Genomic DNA, 18023 nt, shown 5'->3' with positions numbered 1-18023 from the left:
TCAATACTCAATACTCAATACTCAATACCTGAAACTTTTAAAATTCGTTGCCTGTACTTCGTAATTCGTAATTAATTAAATTATCTTTGCAGCTTCAAAAAAAGAAAATTATGTCATTATTCCCTTTGCAAGCAATCTCACCAATAGATGGGCGTTATGCATCAAAGACCAAATCTCTTAGTGCATTTTTTAGCGAAGAAGCCTTAATCAAATATCGTGTACTCGTAGAAATCGAATATTTTATCGCTTTATGCGAGCTACCATTACCGCAATTACAAGGTATTGATCCCTCTTTATTTGATAAGCTAAGAGCGATCTATACTAATTTTTCTAGCGAAGATGCTTCGGCAATAAAAGACATAGAAAAAGTAACGAATCATGATGTAAAAGCTGTAGAGTATTTTATAAAAGAGAAATTTGATGCTCTTGGGCTACAGGAATATAAAGAGTTTATTCATTTTGGATTAACTTCTCAGGATATTAATAATACCGCAGTACCATTAAGTATCAAAGAAGCTATTAGTAGTGTTTATATCCCAGAGTATAACGCATTAGTAGCAAAACTAAAATCTTTGGTAGAAGAATGGTCTGCTGTGCCCATGCTTGCACGTACTCATGGGCAACCTGCCTCTCCTACCCGATTAGGAAAAGAGTTTCAGGTATATGTTACCAGAATCGAAGCACAATTTGATTTATTAAAGGATATACCCAGTGCTGCAAAATTTGGTGGTGCTACAGGAAATTACAACGCACATAAAGTAGCTTACCCAGATATCGATTGGAAAGCTTTTGGAACCCATTTTGTACAAGAAAAACTTGGGCTTCATCATTCTTTTCCTACTACCCAGATCGAGCACTACGATCACATGGCAGCGCTGTTTGATGGTTTAAAGCGTATTAATACTATTATACTGGATCTGGATCGTGATGTATGGACTTATGTATCTATGGATTATTTTAAGCAAAAAATAAAAAAAGGAGAAGTTGGTTCTTCGGCGATGCCTCATAAAGTAAATCCTATTGATTTTGAAAACAGTGAAGGTAACCTGGGCATTGCAAATGCCATATTCGAGCACCTTGCAGCAAAACTACCTGTAAGTCGATTACAACGTGACCTTACCGATAGTACAGTACTTAGAAATGTTGGCGTACCCTTTGGACATACACTAATTGCTTTTCAGGCAACACTTAAAGGGTTAAATAAACTTTTACTGAATGAAGATAAGTTTGCAGAAGATCTAGAAAACAATTGGGCTGTTGTTGCAGAAGCTATACAAACCATACTAAGACGAGAGGGGTATCCTAATCCATACGAAGCCTTAAAAGGTCTTACTCGCACCAACGAAAAGATTAATCAAAATTCTATTGCCGATTTTATTGAAACTCTAGATGTTTCTGAATCTATAAAATCAGAACTAAAACAAATTACACCTTCTAACTATACAGGCATATAAACAATAGATTATAAATCATAAAAAAAGAGGCTGTTTTTAACAGCCTCTTTTTTATTTTTATACTATTGCTATTGATTAATCATCAATATCTATAGTTTGTGCTATTTCTTTAAAGGCATTAAGGTTGATTTTACCTTTTTCTACAGATTTCATAAGCATAGCCATTTTTTCGGGTCTCATATTATCCCCCAATACACGTACTAATGCTAATCCTTTTTCATTATTCTTAGCAAAAACGATAACCTCATCGATATCATCTTCTTCTCCTTGATATTTAAGCACTGCTTTGGTTCCGTCTGATCCAAATCGCATTAAGGTTTCATACTTATCTGCATCTAATATCTTTTTTATCGCTGCACTCTCTTCTTCATATTTACCTTGATTACTCTCGGTAAGCTGTAAAGCTAAAAAGTTAACTTTTTTGATACTTTCTAATGCTTCTCTCTCATCTTTATTAAGTTCTACCGTCTCTTTATCCAAAAGGCTAGTTGGTACATCGACTGCTATAAAATCAGCATCACCGTGATGATCTACAAAATACTTTTGCAGCGAGGGTTCGCTACTACAACTCATCATTAATGATATACTTACAATGCCTAAAATTTTATACACATTTTTCATTTCTATTATTTTTTTTCACCTGCCTAAGCCGGTGGGTTGGTTGATTGATTATTTTTGATTGATGTTTTTAGACCAGATTTCTTCTAACCTTGGGGTTAGAAGAAATCCGGATCTTTTTTTATCCTAATACTTGATTAGTTTCCTTTCTTTTTTACGTGCTTTAATTCTTCTCCACCTGGTACATTAAGGTGATCTGCAATCTTAGAGACTTGTTTTAAATCAATATCTCCTGTTATGGTAAGTACTACTGTATTGGGTCCATCTCCATCTTCTTTTACACCATCAAGAAACATAAACAATTCGCTTACATGATCATCGTCTTTTCCTGGTTTAGAGTAAAATTTTACATTTTTCCCATCACTTTTTACTCTCATTAATTCATCAAGAGAAGAGCTTTTAAGATAACTACTTACATCTGCTCTCATCTTCTGCCCTACTGCTGCATTTTCTGTTGCAAAGACCTTGATGTTTTTTATGTTTTCTACAAGATTCATATACTCTTGTACTTCTGCATCATTACTTTCTAATTTTATTTGGCTTAGTAGCTTAAACATTTTACTGGTTACTACTACAGAAGATACTCCTTTCATATCTTCATATTTATCAAAATTACTTTGTGCGTTAGACACATATGGTAATATTGCAAAGGCTAAAATAATTGCTAACTTTTTCATAATATTTAAAATTTTAATTCCTTACTTCATCCTGTTTTACCAACAGTATTTTTCGGGTAGTCGTTTGTTTTTATTTTGTTAATTTTTCTGTAGTGCTTTCAAACTCGTTCAGGTACACTAATTCCTGTTTGCCCTCATTCATTAATTGCGAAACCATGTTGAGGATTTTTTTGGTTTCCTGTAAAGCTATTTCTGGATCTTCATAAGTTCCTAGAGTTTCGTCTGGGTTTGGTGGTGTATTTGTTAAAAATATCCCTGCGATCAAAGCTATTGATGCTGCAATACCCATCCATGCGTATCTGGATTTTTTACTACTGGTATTTAATTTTAGATCCTTGGTAGCGGTTATGGTACTCTCCTGAGAAAAATATTGAAATAGATCTTTGTATCTCTCTAAATGCGACGGCACAGTTTCTCTGGTAAAGTAAACCTTTAATTCTTTTTCTTCAGAAATGGTCGTTTCTCCTTCGAAATACTTCTCTAGTAATTTTTCTATGTTAGACAACTCCATAATTGTGTTTTTTTAATAATTCTTCTCTAATTTTTTTTCTTCCTCTTGATAATGCAACTCTAACTGCTGTTTCATTAAGTTCTAACATATCAGCTATTTCTGCATTATTATATTGTTCTATATCTCTAAGTTGGATAATCATTCGTTGTTGTTCTGGCAGACTATCCATGATCTTACCTACCCAATCTAAGCTATCTCTAGCTTCTACTTGCCGTTGTAATGAAGGTCTCTCGTCCTTATAATTACTATGTACAATTTTTAGGTTTCCTGTTTCTTTAGCCTTAAGCTTATCATAACAATAATTCTTAGTCATTGTCATCGCAAAAGCTTCTACATTTTTATACTCAGCCATTTTACTTTTATTCTTCCATAGCTTCAGTAATACTTCTTGTGTAGCATCTTCTGCTTCCTCATTACTTACAAGCAAACGTTTAGCTAACCTAAAAAGCTTATCTTTAAATCCGTTTGTAAGCGTTATAAATGCTCCTTCTTTCATTTTGGTTGGTGGTTTTCATAAAACTTTGTCAGCTTTATATTAGGGAGACGACTATCTAAGTAATTTGTTACAATCTTTTTTAAAATTATAATAAAGTAGTTACATTTATCACTTTATAACAAGAAGTATAGGTCATTATGAAATAAGTATAATCTTCATTTTATTCTTCACGGAATGATTATTGATGGATTTCATTTAGACAAATAAAAACAATAAATACAATATAGATGAAGTACATAAAGTATTTTGCACTATTGCTTTTCATTGGTAACCTGCTTACTGCATGTTTTGATGATAACGATGATGTACCCCGTGTTTCTGGTGCACCAGAAATAAATGATTTTATATGGAAAGGATTAAACCTTTATTACCTATATAAAGCAGATGTCCCTGATTTGGCAAATAATCGTTTTCCTTCTAATCAGGAATATGCACAGTTTTTAGAAGGGTTTTCTACTCCCGAAGCGCTTTTCGAGGCATTAAAGTCTAAGCAAACTGTATTAGTAAACGGAGAACAGGTAAGAGTTGATCAGTTTAGCTGGATTGTAGATGATTATGTTGCTCTAGAGCAAGCTTTTGATGGGATTACAAGAAATAATGGTATGGAGTATGGTCTTGTACGTTATCCTAACGACCAATCTCTTGTGTTTGGATATGTACGTTATGTGCTACCAGGAACAGATGCCGAAGCCAAAGGAATAAAGAGAGGAGACATTTTTAATACCGTTAATGGTACCCAGATGAATGATCAAAACTTTAGACAATTACTGGCCCCAGATAGTTATACTATAGGAATGGCTACTTTTGATGGTACTACTGTTACTGCTACAGGAACTTCTGTTTCTCTTACCAAAGTTCAATATACCGAAAATCCTGTTTTTATATCAAAAACAATTGATGTAGGCGGTAGCCCGGTGGGATACCTTATGTATAATTCTTTTACCGGGGATTTTGATGCCCAGCTTAATGCAGCTTTTGCAAAATTTGTATCCGATAATGTAAGTGATTTAATATTAGATCTAAGATATAATGGTGGTGGATCTGTTACCACTGCAATTGATTTATCGAGTATGATTACAGGGCAGTTTAATGGTCAGGTTTTTTCGACAGAAGAATGGAACGCTGATCGACAGGCACAATTTGGAAGCACTAATCTTTTTGATAATCAAATTAGAACAGGCGAAGCTATTAACAGTCTTAATTTAAGTAGGGTTTATGTTTTAACAACCAGAAGCTCTGCTTCGGCTAGTGAATTGGTAATTAACGGGCTTGATCCCCATATAAATGTGATTCAGGTAGGAACTACTACAAGAGGAAAATTTCAGGCCTCTATTACTTTATATGACACAAAAAACTTTGGCAGAAAAGATGCAGAACTTGCAGGACACACCTATGCCATGCAACCTTTAGTTCTTAAATCGAGTAATTCTGTTGGATTTACAGATTACCACGGTGGTTTTGCTCCAGAAATAGAAATCGAAGAAGATTATTCTAATCTTGGTGTTTTAGGTGACGAAAACGAGCCTCTTTTTAAGGCTGCAATAGATAATATTTTAGGAACAAAAAGCGCTAAAAATTATAATACACTACAATTAGAAAGTGTTGGAAATAGCAAAATGTTTTCTCCTGCGTATGAACGTATGTATAGGGATTAAAACTCTTTCTGCTACAGAATAAGAAACAATAAAAATAAAAACTCCTAAACTTATTCGTTTAGGAGTTTTTTGATTAAACCCGGTAGGCATTTAGAATTCTAGAGTAATTCCGACTCTGGCATTTCTACCTTTGGTACTAAATCCTAAAATCTCCTGATAATCTTCATTGGTAATATTATGCATCGCTGCATAAACATCCAGATTTTTTAGTAATCGATGACTAATATAAAAATCTAAAATCCCATAACCATCAAGAGAAACTTGTGTTGGGGCAAAAGTAACCGGGTCTGTATTAGCAAAATCATTATCTATACGCTTAGTATTGTATTGATAGTTTAATGATGTATATGTCTTTTCTCCCAATTGATAACCTATACTGGCATTAATCATATGTTTAGGAATTCTAATATTATCATCTAATTTGTCAATATTAGTATACGTATAATTTCCTTTTATAGATAGTTTATCTTCTAACATCAATGTAGATACCTCTACTTCTACTCCATCTACCTTAATATCATTGGGTGAGTTAAAGTTCACAAAAGTTGTAGGGTTAAATGTGATAAAATTTTCTGATTTACGATTAAAATACACCACACTCACTGTAGCTTTCTTCTTATGAGACAATTCTACTCCACCTTCTATAGTTGTACTCTCTTCTGGTTTAAGATCTGGATTTCCGGTAAGGAATGCGGTATCATACAATTGAAATAACGATGGCGTAATATATGCGGTGCTATACGATGCTAATCCTTTGATATAATTATCCCCGAATGTATGGGTATATGATGGATTTATAGTGTAGACCACATGATTATCATAGGTACTATGAATATTATATCTTGCTCCCACATTTAGATTAAAACCAAAATCTGAAGCATACACTACATTAATATAAGGATCAATGATATCAAACTCTGCATCAGTATCACTAATCGTTTCTTCTAGATTTGTAGCACCAAAAGGAATATTTAGTAAGCTAAATTTACTATATGAACCATTGGCTCCAATAACTGTATGCAATGTATTATTAAAGGTATATTTATTATATGCATCAAAAGTGTGTACATTACCTTCGTATTTTGAAGGAAAACTAGATCTGGTAAGATCTCTTTCTAAAGAAGCAAAACTGTTTGTAAATGTAAAACTTCCCTTAGGATATTTGATTTCCCAAAAAGACCCTGCTCTTAATTGCTGGCTTTCAAATCGGTTGTCTCCATCAATTCCTGCAGCAGCATCGAAATCATTTTTATATTGATCCAAATTTCCAAAAAAATGAAACCTGAAGTTATCATTCCATCGATATCCTAACTTGGTATATACATTAAATTTAGAAAACGCATCACTTTCTGCTCCTTCGGCCTCTGCTGCCGATAACCCATCACTAAACTGGTTTCCTATACTTGCCAAATAACTTACCTTCCCCAAGGTCCCGTTAATCGAAGCTAGGTTTACAAATTCATTAATATCATAATCCTGATTTTCCTGGGATTGATTAGTTCCTATACTGGATTGAAAACTTGCAGCGATTTTTTTCTTACTCTCAGATTTCGTAATAATATTAATTACCGCAGTCGCAGCTCCCGAGCCATATAACGTACTTGATGCTCCTTTCAGGATTTCAATCTCTTGTATTTGATTGACTGATAATAATCGTAAATCAAAATCCCCAGAAGAAGTAGAAGGATCACTAACCGTTACTCCATCAACTCTAATCACTACCTGGCGGTTACGTCCTCCTCGTGCATAAACCCCAAGATCTTGTCCCGCTGCACTGCCATTACCATTAATAAATAAGCCAGTTGCTCTTGCAAGTACCGTAGCTACAGATTGTCCTTGGCTACGTTCTAGTTCCTTGGCAGTAATTTTAGTAATTACTTTACCACTTTGTTCTCGTTTTAAACTAAACTTAGAGTCAGAAATAACTACCTCATCTAGTTCATTAACCACTTCATCTATTTGGATCTCTTGTCCAAATACAAAAGAAGATCCCAGCATTAAAAATGCGGTTCCAAAAAATACTTTTTTGTTCATTACTTAAACACTTAATTTTTACAATTACCGGAAAAAAGTATGTAGTTTACCCATACCCAAACCTTTGTCCCGAAAGTTTGATTATATCGAATAATGGCAGGTCTCCTGGCTCGCGTCTTGTTGTTTACCTTCCCGATCGCCATAACGAGCAGTGGTTATAAAGAATTAACAACAAGCATCCTTTTTTAATGTGGACACAGCATACAGTTGCGGGAACAGCTCAGGAATATTGATTTACGATGCCAGATGTTAGAAATACGATTAAAAATTAAAAAATCGCTATTCATATCTCTACCTTCATTTTTCATTGTACCTGATTCCCTTTTAATCTTCAACTCCCTTGATCAAGGAGTATCAGAACCAAAATTCTGCGCGAATGTATTATATTTTACGGAATTTCGGATTACTTTAACAAATAAATAATGTATTCGATTACCTTTGCTCTCTTTAAAACCAATTCAATGTTATATTACATTACAGGAGGAGAACGTTCTGGTAAAAGTGGATATGCACAACGTTTGGCATTACAATTATCTGATACCCCTTATTATCTAGCCACTTCACGTGTTTGGGATGATGATCATCGCAAACGTATAGATAGGCATATTGCAGATCGTGACGAACGTTGGACTTCTATAGAGGAAGAAAAAGAAATTTCTAAAGTTGTAAAAAAGGATAGCGTCGTTGTAATCGATTGCGTAACTTTGTGGCTTACCAACTACTATATGGATACAAAAAATGATGTCCAGCTTTCTCTGTCGCAAGCAAAAGCAGAATTTGCCAAACTATTAGATATAAATGCGACCATAATTATCATTTCTAATGAAATTGGAATGGGAGTTCATGCTACTACTGAAGTGGGTAGAAAATTTACCGAACTACAGGGGTGGATGAATCAGCACATAGCCAGTCATGCTGATAAAGCAATAGTAATGATTTCTGGTATTCCTGTTGAAATCAAAGAATCTAATTAACCAAAAATACACATGGAATTTACTATAAAACCTATCTTTAATAATAGCCTTGAAGCTATTCTTCAAAATAAAATTAATACTAAAACGAAACCTATCGGAGCATTAGGAGTACTTGAAACAGTCGCTTTGCAAATAGGTATGATTCAAAACACAGACCAACCCAGTTTAAACCAATCAACTATACTCGTTTTTGCTGGTGATCATGGTATTGCTCAAAAAAGAGAAGTCAACCTTTACCCCCAGGAAGTAACTGCGCAAATGGTGTATAACTTTATGAACGAAGGAGCGGCTATTAATGTCTTTTGTAAGCAACATCAAATTGCTCTTAAAATAGTAGATGCCGGGGTTAATCATGATTTTGAAAATACTTCTGGTATCATTCATGCAAAAATTGATTACGGTACTCAAAATTATCAGGAGAAACCGGCAATGACCACAGAACAATGTACTGAAGCTATACAAAAAGGTGCTGATTTGGTTACAGAAACGTTTAATAAAGGGTGCAATACTATAGGTTTTGGCGAAATGGGAATCGGAAATACCTCTGCAGCTTCACTATTGATGTCATATTTTACTAAGATTCCGATAGCAGAATGTGTAGGTTCTGGAACAGGACTGGATACTTCGGCCATCAAAATCAAACAAAAAATTTTATCCGAAGTTTTTCAAAAACATAACCCTTCTTCTCCTCTTGAAGCCTTAACAACTTTTGGCGGATTCGAAATTGCCATGATCACAGGTGGAATTTTAAAAGCGGCAGAACTCAAGATGACTGTTATCATCGATGGGTTTATCGTTACTTCTGCTTTATTGGTGGCACATGCAATGCATCAAAATGTTTTAGATTATTGCATATTTGCCCATACATCTGAAGAGCAAGGACACCAAAAAATGTACGAGTTCTTAGATAAAAAACCATTGATCAACCTTGGTATGCGATTAGGAGAGGGAACAGGAGTTGCGGTAGCATATCCTATTATAGAATCTGCAGTTGCTTTTCTTAATACTATGGCTAGTTTTGAGAGTGCTGGAGTTTCTGGTAATGATTAACTGTTCTAAAATACCTAAATTAAAAATATGAAAACATATGAAAAGAGGCGTGTTATCTGTTATTATTGCATGCATAGGTTTTTATTTCATGTATAAAATTAATCTATCGGGATATCATGCATTTTTAGGAATAAAAGAGAATACAGAAATCGCTCCTACAACGCAAGTTCTTAGCAAACTATATAAAATCACTATTCTTTGCATAGGATTATTAAGTTTATATTTAGGGATTATTTCTACTATCAAAAAGCATAAAATAGGAATTTTAGGTATCGTACTTTCAATAGTTCTCATTATTTTAGCATGTATACCATTTTCTCAATATCTGCAGAAAAATTCTGCGATTAACACCGATTTTCAGAACAAAAAAGTTACCATCCTTGCAAAAATGATAAAAGAAACATACAATTTATGAAAAAGGAAATCCACATCTTTTTTACTGCGTTGATGTTTTTTACCCGTATTCCCTGCCCAAAATGGGTACATCATAATCCCGAATATTTACATCTTAGCTCTAAGTACTTTCCTCTCGTAGGAATTATTGTTGGAAGTATTGGAGCTATTGCTTTTTATGGATCTTCTTTTATTTTTTCTGTAGAAATTTCGCTGATCCTATCTATGTTTTCTACCATTTATGCTACAGGTGCATTTCATGAAGATGGATTTGCAGATGTATGCGACGGATTTGGTGGTGGATGGACCAAAGATAAGATCCTTTTGATCATGAAAGATTCTCGTTTAGGAACTTATGGTACTATTGGATTATTGTTAATGCTAAGCACAAAATTTGCTGCTTTAAGAGAAGTAGAAATGCATTACATCCCTTTACTACTAATCTCTGGACATGCTCTAAGTCGATTTATTGCTACTACTTTAATTTTTACACATCCTTATGTAAGAGATACAGAAAACAGTAAAGCCAAACCCGCAGCAAAGAGTATGAGTATACAAGCATTATTGATAAGTGGTATATTTGGTATTACTCCCTTACTTTTCTTCAAAAATCCTATAATATTTCTTACCTTAATCCCAATGTACCTGTCAAAAATGTTCCTGGCAGCCAAATTCAAAAAATGGATTGGTGGTCAAACAGGAGATTGTGCAGGTGCCGTACAACAACTTAGTGAAATCGTATTTTACCTTACTAGCATAGCATTATGGAAATATATCTGGTAAGACATACCACCCCAAATATCGAAAAAGGGATTTGCTATGGGCAAAGCGATATAGGGATTACAAATACCTTTACTGCCGAAGTAGAAAAAATACATCAATGTATTCCTGTTCATGATATTACAACTATATATAGTAGTCCATTACAACGGTGTAAACTATTAGCTCAAACATTCAAAAAAGAAATCATCTTTGATGATCGTCTTAAAGAACTAAATTTTGGAGATTGGGAGTTACAACCCTGGGATGCTATACATAGTTCTGAAATAGATCCCTGGATGAACGATTTTGTAAATGTGCAAGTTCCAAATGGAGAATCATATATCAAATTGCAAGAACGAATTTTGGAGTTTTATACCTCTCTGAATCATATTTCTGAAGAAAAAGTTGTAGTAATAACTCATGCTGGACCTATGAGAGCATTGCTTGCTAAGCTACAACAAATAGAGCTTAAAAATTCTTTTAGTATCAAAATTGCATACGGAGAAGTAATTAGTATCTAATCTGATAAAATTTTAGTAGAAAAATAATCTACGCTTAATTTAACATGTAGTAATAGATTTTCTATTATAGTATATGAGTTTAAAATCATTTCGGGTTTAAACTTATTCTGATTTACTATTTTTACAAAAAAATGATGTTCATGCGTACTACTTTTATCATTTCTTTATTATTCCTACTAAGTACTTCTTGTAAGAAAACACCAAAAGATACAACACCACTTACCGTGATGTATCTGGCCCCTCAAAATATCGAATACGCTTCGGGGTTTACAATTAAAAATCGTGAAAATTATAAAGAGATCAAGGTTACAACGCCCTGGCCAGATGCAAAAGAAGAGCTTACCTATATTTTACATCCAAAAGGAACAGAAAAACCATTTAAGTCTAAAAATGCAATATTTATTGAAGTACCTATAGAAAGGGTTGTTGTAACTTCTACTACAGATATTCCAATGTTAGAGTATATGAATCTTGAAGAGAAGTTAGTGGGATTTCCTCATACCGATTATATTTCTTCTGAGAAAACACGAGCTTTGATTAACAATGGTGCGATTAAAGAACTTGGTGAAGAATGGAATTTAAATACAGAAGTTGTTCTTGAGCTTTCTCCCGAATTAGTTGTTGGATTTTCTTCCTCTGGAGATACAAAAGCTTATGATCTGATACAAAAAACCGGAATTCCCGTGGTAATTAATGGCTCCTGGCTAGAAGAACACCCCTTGGGTCGTGCAGAATGGATAAAATTTATGGCAGCTTTCTTTGGTAAAGAAAAAACGGCAGAAGATATTTTTCAAAATATTAAAAAAGAATACAACCAGGCAACCACTTTAGCAAAAAACACAACATCTTCTCCAACAGTTTTATCAGGTAATATGTTTAAGGATGTATGGCATGTTCCTGGTGGGAACAGCTTTGTTGCCAAATTTTTAAAAGATGCAAACACTACATATTTATGGGCTGACAATTCACAAACAGGAAGCCTGACATTAAGCTTTGAAAGCGTACTTGAAAAAGCTCAAAATGCAGAACTATGGATAGGATCCGGAAATTCTAAATCACTCAACGAACTAAAAGAAAAGAACTATCGGTATGTTTTATTTGACGCCTTTAAAAATAAAACCGTATATTCTTCAACATTAAAGATGGGTTCAAAAGGAGGATTAGTATATTATGAATTAGGACCTATGCGACCCGACTTAATTTTAAAAGATATTATTAAAATTGCTCATCCAGAATTGTTAATCGATTATGAACCCTTTTTTTTCGAAAAACTAAATTAATTGACCCCAACCAAATCATATAAACGTGTTTTTATAAGTATTATCATACTTTTGTTCATCTGTTTTGTTGCAAATATAAGTTTAGGTTCGGTATTTATTCCGTGGTTAGATACGCTAAGTAGCCTGGTAGGAGGAACAGTAGAAAAAGAAGCCTGGAGACATATCATTATCGATTATCGATTACCAAAAGCGATTACTGCTATAATTGTAGGTAGTGGACTTGGGGTTTCTGGATTACTAATGCAAACCTTGTTTAGAAATCCATTGGCAGGCCCCTTTGTACTAGGTATAAGTTCTGGAGCAAGTCTTGGAGTAGCACTACTTATATTAGGAAGCGCATTTACAGGAGTCGCTGTATCTACTTTTTTAATTTCGAAATGGGGATTGGTTATTGCTGCCAGCTTGGGCAGTATACTCGTATTGTTTGCTGCGATGCTCGTTTCTATTCGAGTTAGAGATACAATGGCAATACTTATTATTGGGCTTATGTTCGGGAGTATTACAGCTGCTATAGTGAGTGTATTAGCCTATTTTGCCCCTGCAGATCAATTACAACGATATATCTTTTGGGGGTTTGGCAGCTTAGGTAATTTATCCTGGTACGATGTGCTTATATTTTCTGTAGTAGTAGTATTAGGAATGCTATTATCTATACTGGCCATAAAACCTTTAAACACATTACTATTAGGAGAAAACTATGCTCGTAGTCTTGGATTAAATATCAAGACAAGTCGTTTTCTAATTATTGTTGCTACGGGATTATTGGCTGGTAGCATTACCGCTTTTACCGGACCAATAGCCTTTATTGGTTTAGCTGTCCCTCATCTTACAAGACAATTATTTCATACCTCAGATCATAAAACATTAATTCCTGCTGTAATATTGTTAGGTAGTATCATTATGCTAGTGTGTGATAGTATTGCCCAGTTACCATCTAGCGAATATACACTTCCTATTAATGCTATTACTTCATTAATTGGTGCCCCTGTAGTCATCTGGTTATTAGTTCGAAAACGAAAAATGTTGTTTTAGCCAACTAAATATTAATTATCACAGCTATCCAAAAGTTTTCACTGTAAAGTAGCCTGAGAATCCTATATTTTAGGTTTTCAGACAAAAAATACAAATCAATCCCTACTTAATCAAATTCCAGGTTTAATTTCGAATCGCTTATTGTAGTCTCAAGCATCAAAGAGATAAGGGATTTAGTTAATACAAGACTTACGAAATGAACTCATCCCTATGAGTTTTTTTACTTTATTCTGAAAAACTTTCGGATAGCTACGACCTACTATTTACATTTTTTTAGTCTCGAAAAAAAAGTTTAGAGTATCTAGACAAGGTTTGTTTACTAAATCCTCTTGCCTGTATCAATAAACTTCTTTAAAAATGATTTAGGACATATCACCAGAAGTCATGGTTATCCCTCTCGATTTCTTTGATTCTCTTTCATCATGGCATGAATCTGAGTTTCCTCCTATGATAGTTTTTAAATTTATCTGTTTATTGTTTTTTACTTTTGCTTTAAAAGCACCTAATGATAATCTACTCATAATTTATAAAATTTAAATAATGTTTTTATATGGTATAAATAAAATCTCTCTACTTTAGAATATTGTACATATAATCATAATTATACTTAACAACAAGTATATTTTTTAGCTTAAATATCATGTACTACAAATTATTAAACAATGTAATATTTTTATTTAAAGTAAAAAATACACATCCTATTTTTCTGTCTAAAACTCCTGTACAAATATTACATCCTACGTGTAATTAACTCGATTCCAGATATTCTGGTTTCAAATAATTAAAAATCAAGTATTAATTTAAAACCCTATCTTTAAAGTAAAAGTTTACAGCTATGAAATCATCTGAATATCTAGAAGGAATACAAAAACAGTTTGCATATTATAAATCTCTGGGAGAAAAAACAATAAATCAAATTCCTGACGAAAAACTTTTTTGGCAATATAACGACGAGAGTAATAGTATAGCAATTATTGTAAAACATCTCTGGGGAAATATGAAGTCTCGGTGGACAGACTTTTTAACCACCGATGGAGAAAAAGAATGGAGACAACGTGATGCAGAATTTGAAAATGATATTGCATCTAAAGAAGATCTTCTAACCAAATGGAATGACGGGTGGCAATGCCTTTTTGAAGCATTAGAAAGTATTAATCAAGATAATTTTAACCAGCCTATCTATATACGCAATATAGAACATAGTATTACCGAGGCAATAAATAGGCAATTGGCACATTATTCATATCATATAGGACAAATCGTTAGTATAGGAAAAATGATTGTCGGTAAAGAATGGCAAAGTTTATCTATCCCAAAAGGAAAATCTACAGCTTACAACCAAAAACGCTTTGCCGCACCCAAGCATAAAGCACATTATACCGATAAGCTTATGAAAGATGACACCAATTAATTGTCCTTAGTTTATAAAATAGTCAATAACTCTCTTTGGTTTGTTAATAACTATGGTTTTCTCAATACCAAATCCCAAATAGATTACAATTATATTTGCGTAAAACTGTACGTAATTAGTCACACATATATATGAAATTAAGTCATGTCAACTACATTGATTCTTACTTACCTCACAGTAGCTAAGTTAAAATGAGTTTTGGCAAATTTCATATTGATCGGTATCAGCATAAATCTGACAACTAAAAAATAATAAAGAAAAAACAGATGAAATTTATAGTATCCAGTTCTTACTTACTTAAGCAACTACAGGTATTAGGAGGGGTAATTAGTAATAGCAATACGTTACCAATTTTAGACAACTTTTTGTTCGAATTAGACAATAATGCACTAACTGTTTCTGCCTCTGATTTAGAGACCACTATGTCTGCGAAATTAGAAGTAGAATCTTCTGATCAGGGTACTATTGCAGTACCAGCTAAATTATTGCTAGAGACGCTTAAAACTTTTCCTGAGCAACCTTTAACTTTTGTCGCTGCAGATAATAATACAATAGAGATAAGTTCTAATCACGGTAAGTATGCCCTGGCCTATGCTAACGGTGAAGAGTTTCCTAAAGCAGTAGAATTAGAAGATCCTAGTGCTACCAATTTACTAGGAGATATTTTAGCCACTGCAGTAAGTAAAACTATTTTTGCAACAGGTAATGATGATTTAAGACCAGTAATGAGTGGAGTCTTTTTTCAATTCTCTACAGAAGGTTTAACTTTTGTTGCTACCGACGCTCATAAATTGGTTAAGTATACTAGAGAAGATATTAAAGCTTCTCAATCTGCAGAATTTATTATGCCTAAAAAACCGTTAAACTTGCTCAAAGGAATTTTGGCGGGTAGCGATAGTGAAGTATTGATTGAATACAATGAATCTAATGCTAAATTCTCTTTTGATGAAACGCAATTAATATGTAGATTAATTGACGGGAAATATCCTAATTACGAAGCAGTAATACCAAAAGAGAACCCTAATAAATTAACAATAGCTCGAACACAGTTTTTAAATTCTGTACGTAGAGTTTCTATTTTCTCTAATAAAACAACACATCAGATTCGATTAAAAATTGCAGGAGCAGAATTAAATATATCTGCAGAAGATATCGATTACTCTAACAAAGCAGAAGAACGCTTAACATGTGATTATCAAGGTGATGATATGCAGATTGGTTTTAATTCTCGCTTTTTAAGTGAAATGCTAAATAACCTTAACGCAGATGAAGTACAACTAGAAATGTCATTACCTAATAGAGCAGGAATCCTTACTCCAATCGATGGATTAGACGAAGGAGAACACGTAACTATGTTGGTAATGCCCGTAATGTTGAATAACTAAGGTCATAAATAATTATTTGTATCTAAAATTCCAACCATATTGATATGGTTGGAATTTTGCTTTTTAAGGATGTCGTATAATTTCTTAACTTATTTGCATGATTAAAAACATAAAACAAATTTTAAGTATACTACTTATAATTACAACTGCTTTAAGTTGCAAAAATTCAAATTTGATAGAAAGCTATAAAACGCAATTTTTGGTAGATCAAATTCCGGATACTATTCCTATAGCATTTAAACAAGATTTAGTTCCTAAAGATAAACTAATACATAGAGGTGTCTTTTCGTCAAACTTTGAAGAATATTATTATACCATTTCTGATAAAAACTTTCAACAATTTACTATTTATAGTATTCAAAAAATAAATGGAAAATGGTCTACGCCCAAAAAAGCATTTTTTAATAGTGATTATAATGATCACGGAATGAGTTTTTCTTCTGATGGAAAATCACTTTATTTTAGTTCTACCAGACCAGTTAATATCGAGGGAGTTACATCTACATGGCATATCTGGAAATCAGAAAAGAAAGATAATGTGTGGAGTACTCCAGAATATATAGATATCCCTAACTTAAGAGATAAGTTAGTATCCCACCCTTCTGTTACCAACTCGGGAACACTTTATTTTCATGTAAGCAATACAGATTATAGTGAAATGGACATCTATTCGTCCAAACCTGTAAATGGTAAATTCCAAAATGCTCAAAAACTTATAGTTCCTCAATATGCAAAAGTTAGAAAATGCACTCCTTATATTGCTCCCGAAGAAGATTATATCATTTTTGCCTCTATTGGAAATCAGCTAGATTTAATCATAAGTTTTATGGATAAAAATGGTAAATGGACACATACAAAGAAGCTACCTGAAAAAGTTAATACCCTTGGACAAGGAAACCCTTACATAACACCAGATCATAAATTTCTCTTTTTTGCTACTGGTGATCATATCGAGAAAAATTGGTCTGTAAAGTGGGTAAACATTGAATCTGAACTAAAGAAAAACCAAAACTAGCAGATAGATCTATTGTAAAAAGCTATTAAAAAAACCTCGGTATTTCATATCTTACTCAAGTACATATTTTTGTATTTCAATATTCATAAAAATGATTTTCGAAAAAGAGATTCTTAAAAAAATAGATTTCATTACAGAAAACGAGCTTCGGAAAGAGATCCTTAAACATGGTGAAATCTTATCGTTTAAAAAAGGAGATGTAATTGTTAGAGAAGGGCAATATGTTAAGATATTACCGATTGTAATCTCTGGTCTTATCCGGGTTTTTCAGACAAAAGAAGATAGAGAAATCTTACTTTATTATGTCGAACCCAGCCAAACCTGTATGATGTCATTATCGGCATGTTTTTTTAACAATCAAAGCCCTTCGCAAGCTCTAGCAATGACTCAAACCGATATTCTTGCTATACCATCAAGATTTATTACCCAATGGCAAAAACAATATAATTCATGGAACAATTTTGTAATTAAAACGTTTAGAAAAAGATACGATGAGCTTCTGGATACTTTTGAGAGTGTAGCCTTTGATCATATTGACAAAAGAGTTATTGCGTATTTAGCACATAGAAAATCACAACAAGAAAGTACTAGAATCAAAATTTCTCACCAACAATTAGCAAATGAGTTAGGCACAACAAGAGTGGTGATTTCTCGTATACTAAAACAATTTGAAATAGATGGAAAATTAGTTTTACACAGAGCAGAGATAGAATTGCTATAATTTTTTTTTGACACTGTGTATCTTTTGATACCGT

Annotated in this window: 19 protein-coding genes and 1 riboswitch; of the genes, 13 read left to right on the top strand and 6 right to left on the bottom strand. The window is 33.3% G+C overall.

The annotated features are described in order from the left end of the window. The first annotated feature begins 110 nt into the window (after positions 1–110). Positions 111–1454: an adenylosuccinate lyase gene (gene purB, locus ATO12_RS23140; RefSeq protein ID WP_034247202.1), complete on the top strand. Its 1344-nt coding sequence runs from the start codon at positions 111–113 to the stop codon at positions 1452–1454. 75 nt (positions 1455–1529) lie between these two features. On the opposite strand, the gene ATO12_RS23135 is transcribed toward purB, so the two are convergent. The 4 genes from ATO12_RS23135 to ATO12_RS23120 form a co-directional block, all read right to left on the bottom strand. Beyond that, positions 1530–2075 (bottom strand): DUF4252 domain-containing protein, encoded by a 546-nt coding sequence (locus ATO12_RS23135; protein ID WP_034247201.1) that lies wholly within the window; start codon positions 2073–2075, stop codon positions 1530–1532. Between the two features lie 134 nt (positions 2076–2209). Continuing rightward, complete coding sequence (locus ATO12_RS23130) at positions 2210–2749, bottom strand: DUF4252 domain-containing protein (protein WP_034247199.1); 540 nt, start codon at positions 2747–2749, stop codon at positions 2210–2212. Positions 2750–2819: 70 nt separating this feature from the next. Further along, on the bottom strand, positions 2820–3260 hold the full coding sequence (locus ATO12_RS23125) for a hypothetical protein (protein ID WP_034247197.1): 441 nt from the start codon (positions 3258–3260) through the stop codon (positions 2820–2822). Beyond that, positions 3247–3756: an RNA polymerase sigma factor gene (locus ATO12_RS23120; protein WP_034247195.1), complete on the bottom strand. Its 510-nt coding sequence runs from the start codon at positions 3754–3756 to the stop codon at positions 3247–3249. Before ATO12_RS23120 ends, ATO12_RS23125 begins: the two co-directional genes overlap by 14 nt. Before the next feature lie 227 nt (positions 3757–3983). Here ATO12_RS23120 and ATO12_RS23115 point away from each other — a divergent pair, with 227 nt between their 5' ends. Further along, entirely contained in the window at positions 3984–5411 is a 1428-nt protein-coding gene (locus tag ATO12_RS23115) for a S41 family peptidase (protein WP_034247194.1), read from the top strand. Between the two features lie 90 nt (positions 5412–5501). On the opposite strand, the gene ATO12_RS23110 is transcribed toward ATO12_RS23115, so the two are convergent. Beyond that, positions 5502–7445 carry a TonB-dependent receptor plug domain-containing protein gene (locus ATO12_RS23110; RefSeq protein WP_034247192.1) on the bottom strand — a complete coding sequence of 648 codons (1944 nt, stop codon included), beginning with the start codon at positions 7443–7445 and terminating at the stop codon, positions 5502–5504. A gap of 78 nt (positions 7446–7523) precedes the next feature. Continuing rightward, a riboswitch (cobalamin riboswitch) is annotated at positions 7524–7825 on the bottom strand. Positions 7826–7906: 81 nt separating this feature from the next. Between ATO12_RS23110 and ATO12_RS23105 the strand changes: the two genes are divergently transcribed. From ATO12_RS23105 to ATO12_RS23075, 7 genes are all read left to right on the top strand, one after another. Then, positions 7907–8419, top strand: coding sequence for a bifunctional adenosylcobinamide kinase/adenosylcobinamide-phosphate guanylyltransferase (locus ATO12_RS23105; RefSeq protein WP_034247214.1), 513 nt, complete (start codon positions 7907–7909; stop codon positions 8417–8419). Between the two features lie 12 nt (positions 8420–8431). Continuing rightward, positions 8432–9469 (top strand): nicotinate-nucleotide--dimethylbenzimidazole phosphoribosyltransferase, encoded by a 1038-nt coding sequence (gene cobT / locus ATO12_RS23100; protein WP_034247190.1) that lies wholly within the window; start codon positions 8432–8434, stop codon positions 9467–9469. A gap of 37 nt (positions 9470–9506) precedes the next feature. Continuing rightward, a complete protein-coding gene (locus tag ATO12_RS23095; protein ID WP_131248887.1) occupies positions 9507–9884 on the top strand; it encodes a hypothetical protein in 378 nt (125 codons plus the stop codon). Continuing rightward, entirely contained in the window at positions 9881–10645 is a 765-nt protein-coding gene (locus tag ATO12_RS23090; RefSeq protein ID WP_034247187.1) for an adenosylcobinamide-GDP ribazoletransferase, read from the top strand. Before ATO12_RS23095 ends, ATO12_RS23090 begins: the two co-directional genes overlap by 4 nt. After that, positions 10627–11145 carry an alpha-ribazole phosphatase gene (gene cobC, locus ATO12_RS23085; RefSeq protein ID WP_034247182.1) on the top strand — a complete coding sequence of 173 codons (519 nt, stop codon included), beginning with the start codon at positions 10627–10629 and terminating at the stop codon, positions 11143–11145. The genes ATO12_RS23090 and cobC overlap by 19 nt, the downstream gene beginning before the upstream one ends. Before the next feature lie 140 nt (positions 11146–11285). Continuing rightward, positions 11286–12425 (top strand): ABC transporter substrate-binding protein, encoded by a 1140-nt coding sequence (locus ATO12_RS23080; protein WP_034247180.1) that lies wholly within the window; start codon positions 11286–11288, stop codon positions 12423–12425. Continuing rightward, positions 12426–13457 (top strand): FecCD family ABC transporter permease, encoded by a 1032-nt coding sequence (locus tag ATO12_RS23075; RefSeq protein WP_034247178.1) that lies wholly within the window; start codon positions 12426–12428, stop codon positions 13455–13457. Positions 13458–13819: 362 nt separating this feature from the next. Here ATO12_RS23075 and ATO12_RS26235 read toward each other — a convergent pair whose 3' ends face one another. Next, complete coding sequence (locus ATO12_RS26235; RefSeq protein WP_165583444.1) at positions 13820–13978, bottom strand: hypothetical protein; 159 nt, start codon at positions 13976–13978, stop codon at positions 13820–13822. A 314-nt stretch (positions 13979–14292) separates the two neighbouring features. Here ATO12_RS26235 and ATO12_RS23070 point away from each other — a divergent pair, with 314 nt between their 5' ends. The 4 genes from ATO12_RS23070 (at position 14293) to ATO12_RS23055 (ending at position 17989) form a co-directional block, all read left to right on the top strand. Continuing rightward, entirely contained in the window at positions 14293–14868 is a 576-nt protein-coding gene (locus ATO12_RS23070; protein WP_034247176.1) for a DUF1572 family protein, read from the top strand. Positions 14869–15134: 266 nt separating this feature from the next. Then, the gene (dnaN, locus tag ATO12_RS23065; protein WP_025664268.1) at positions 15135–16253 is read left to right on the top strand and encodes a DNA polymerase III subunit beta; all 1119 of its coding nucleotides are present in this window, start codon (positions 15135–15137) and stop codon (positions 16251–16253) included. A gap of 97 nt (positions 16254–16350) precedes the next feature. Continuing rightward, positions 16351–17268, top strand: a complete 918-nt coding sequence (locus ATO12_RS23060) for a PD40 domain-containing protein (protein WP_034247175.1) — start codon at positions 16351–16353, stop codon at positions 17266–17268. Positions 17269–17359: 91 nt separating this feature from the next. After that, positions 17360–17989 carry a Crp/Fnr family transcriptional regulator gene (locus ATO12_RS23055; RefSeq protein WP_034247173.1) on the top strand — a complete coding sequence of 210 codons (630 nt, stop codon included), beginning with the start codon at positions 17360–17362 and terminating at the stop codon, positions 17987–17989. Positions 17990–18023 lie beyond the last annotated feature (34 nt).

It is taken from the genome of Aquimarina atlantica, from assembly GCF_000626715.1.
Taxonomy (GTDB): domain Bacteria; phylum Bacteroidota; class Bacteroidia; order Flavobacteriales; family Flavobacteriaceae; genus Aquimarina; species Aquimarina atlantica.
Note: the sequence above shows the minus strand (reverse complement) of the source record. Positions and strands in the feature narration are given on the sequence as shown.

Excerpts from the sequence above, each read along its gene's own strand:
- purB (WP_034247202.1), top strand. The coding sequence starts at position 111 with ATGTCATTATTCCCTTTGCAAGCAATCTCACCAATAGATGGGCGTTAT.
- ATO12_RS23135 (WP_034247201.1), bottom strand. The coding sequence starts at position 2,075 with ATGAAAAATGTGTATAAAATTTTAGGCATTGTAAGTATATCATTAATG.
- ATO12_RS23130 (WP_034247199.1), bottom strand. The coding sequence starts at position 2,749 with ATGAAAAAGTTAGCAATTATTTTAGCCTTTGCAATATTACCATATGTG.
- ATO12_RS23125 (WP_034247197.1), bottom strand. The coding sequence starts at position 3,260 with ATGGAGTTGTCTAACATAGAAAAATTACTAGAGAAGTATTTCGAAGGA.
- ATO12_RS23120 (WP_034247195.1), bottom strand. The coding sequence starts at position 3,756 with ATGAAAGAAGGAGCATTTATAACGCTTACAAACGGATTTAAAGATAAG.
- ATO12_RS23115 (WP_034247194.1), top strand. The coding sequence starts at position 3,984 with ATGAAGTACATAAAGTATTTTGCACTATTGCTTTTCATTGGTAACCTG.
- ATO12_RS23110 (WP_034247192.1), bottom strand. The coding sequence starts at position 7,445 with ATGAACAAAAAAGTATTTTTTGGAACCGCATTTTTAATGCTGGGATCT.
- ATO12_RS23105 (WP_034247214.1), top strand. The coding sequence starts at position 7,907 with ATGTTATATTACATTACAGGAGGAGAACGTTCTGGTAAAAGTGGATAT.
- cobT (WP_034247190.1), top strand. The coding sequence starts at position 8,432 with ATGGAATTTACTATAAAACCTATCTTTAATAATAGCCTTGAAGCTATT.
- ATO12_RS23095 (WP_131248887.1), top strand. The coding sequence starts at position 9,507 with ATGAAAAGAGGCGTGTTATCTGTTATTATTGCATGCATAGGTTTTTAT.
- ATO12_RS23090 (WP_034247187.1), top strand. The coding sequence starts at position 9,881 with ATGAAAAAGGAAATCCACATCTTTTTTACTGCGTTGATGTTTTTTACC.
- cobC (WP_034247182.1), top strand. The coding sequence starts at position 10,627 with ATGGAAATATATCTGGTAAGACATACCACCCCAAATATCGAAAAAGGG.
- ATO12_RS23080 (WP_034247180.1), top strand. The coding sequence starts at position 11,286 with ATGCGTACTACTTTTATCATTTCTTTATTATTCCTACTAAGTACTTCT.
- ATO12_RS26235 (WP_165583444.1), bottom strand. The coding sequence starts at position 13,978 with ATGAGTAGATTATCATTAGGTGCTTTTAAAGCAAAAGTAAAAAACAAT.
- ATO12_RS23070 (WP_034247176.1), top strand. The coding sequence starts at position 14,293 with ATGAAATCATCTGAATATCTAGAAGGAATACAAAAACAGTTTGCATAT.
- dnaN (WP_025664268.1), top strand. The coding sequence starts at position 15,135 with ATGAAATTTATAGTATCCAGTTCTTACTTACTTAAGCAACTACAGGTA.
- ATO12_RS23060 (WP_034247175.1), top strand. The coding sequence starts at position 16,351 with ATGATTAAAAACATAAAACAAATTTTAAGTATACTACTTATAATTACA.
- ATO12_RS23055 (WP_034247173.1), top strand. The coding sequence starts at position 17,360 with ATGATTTTCGAAAAAGAGATTCTTAAAAAAATAGATTTCATTACAGAA.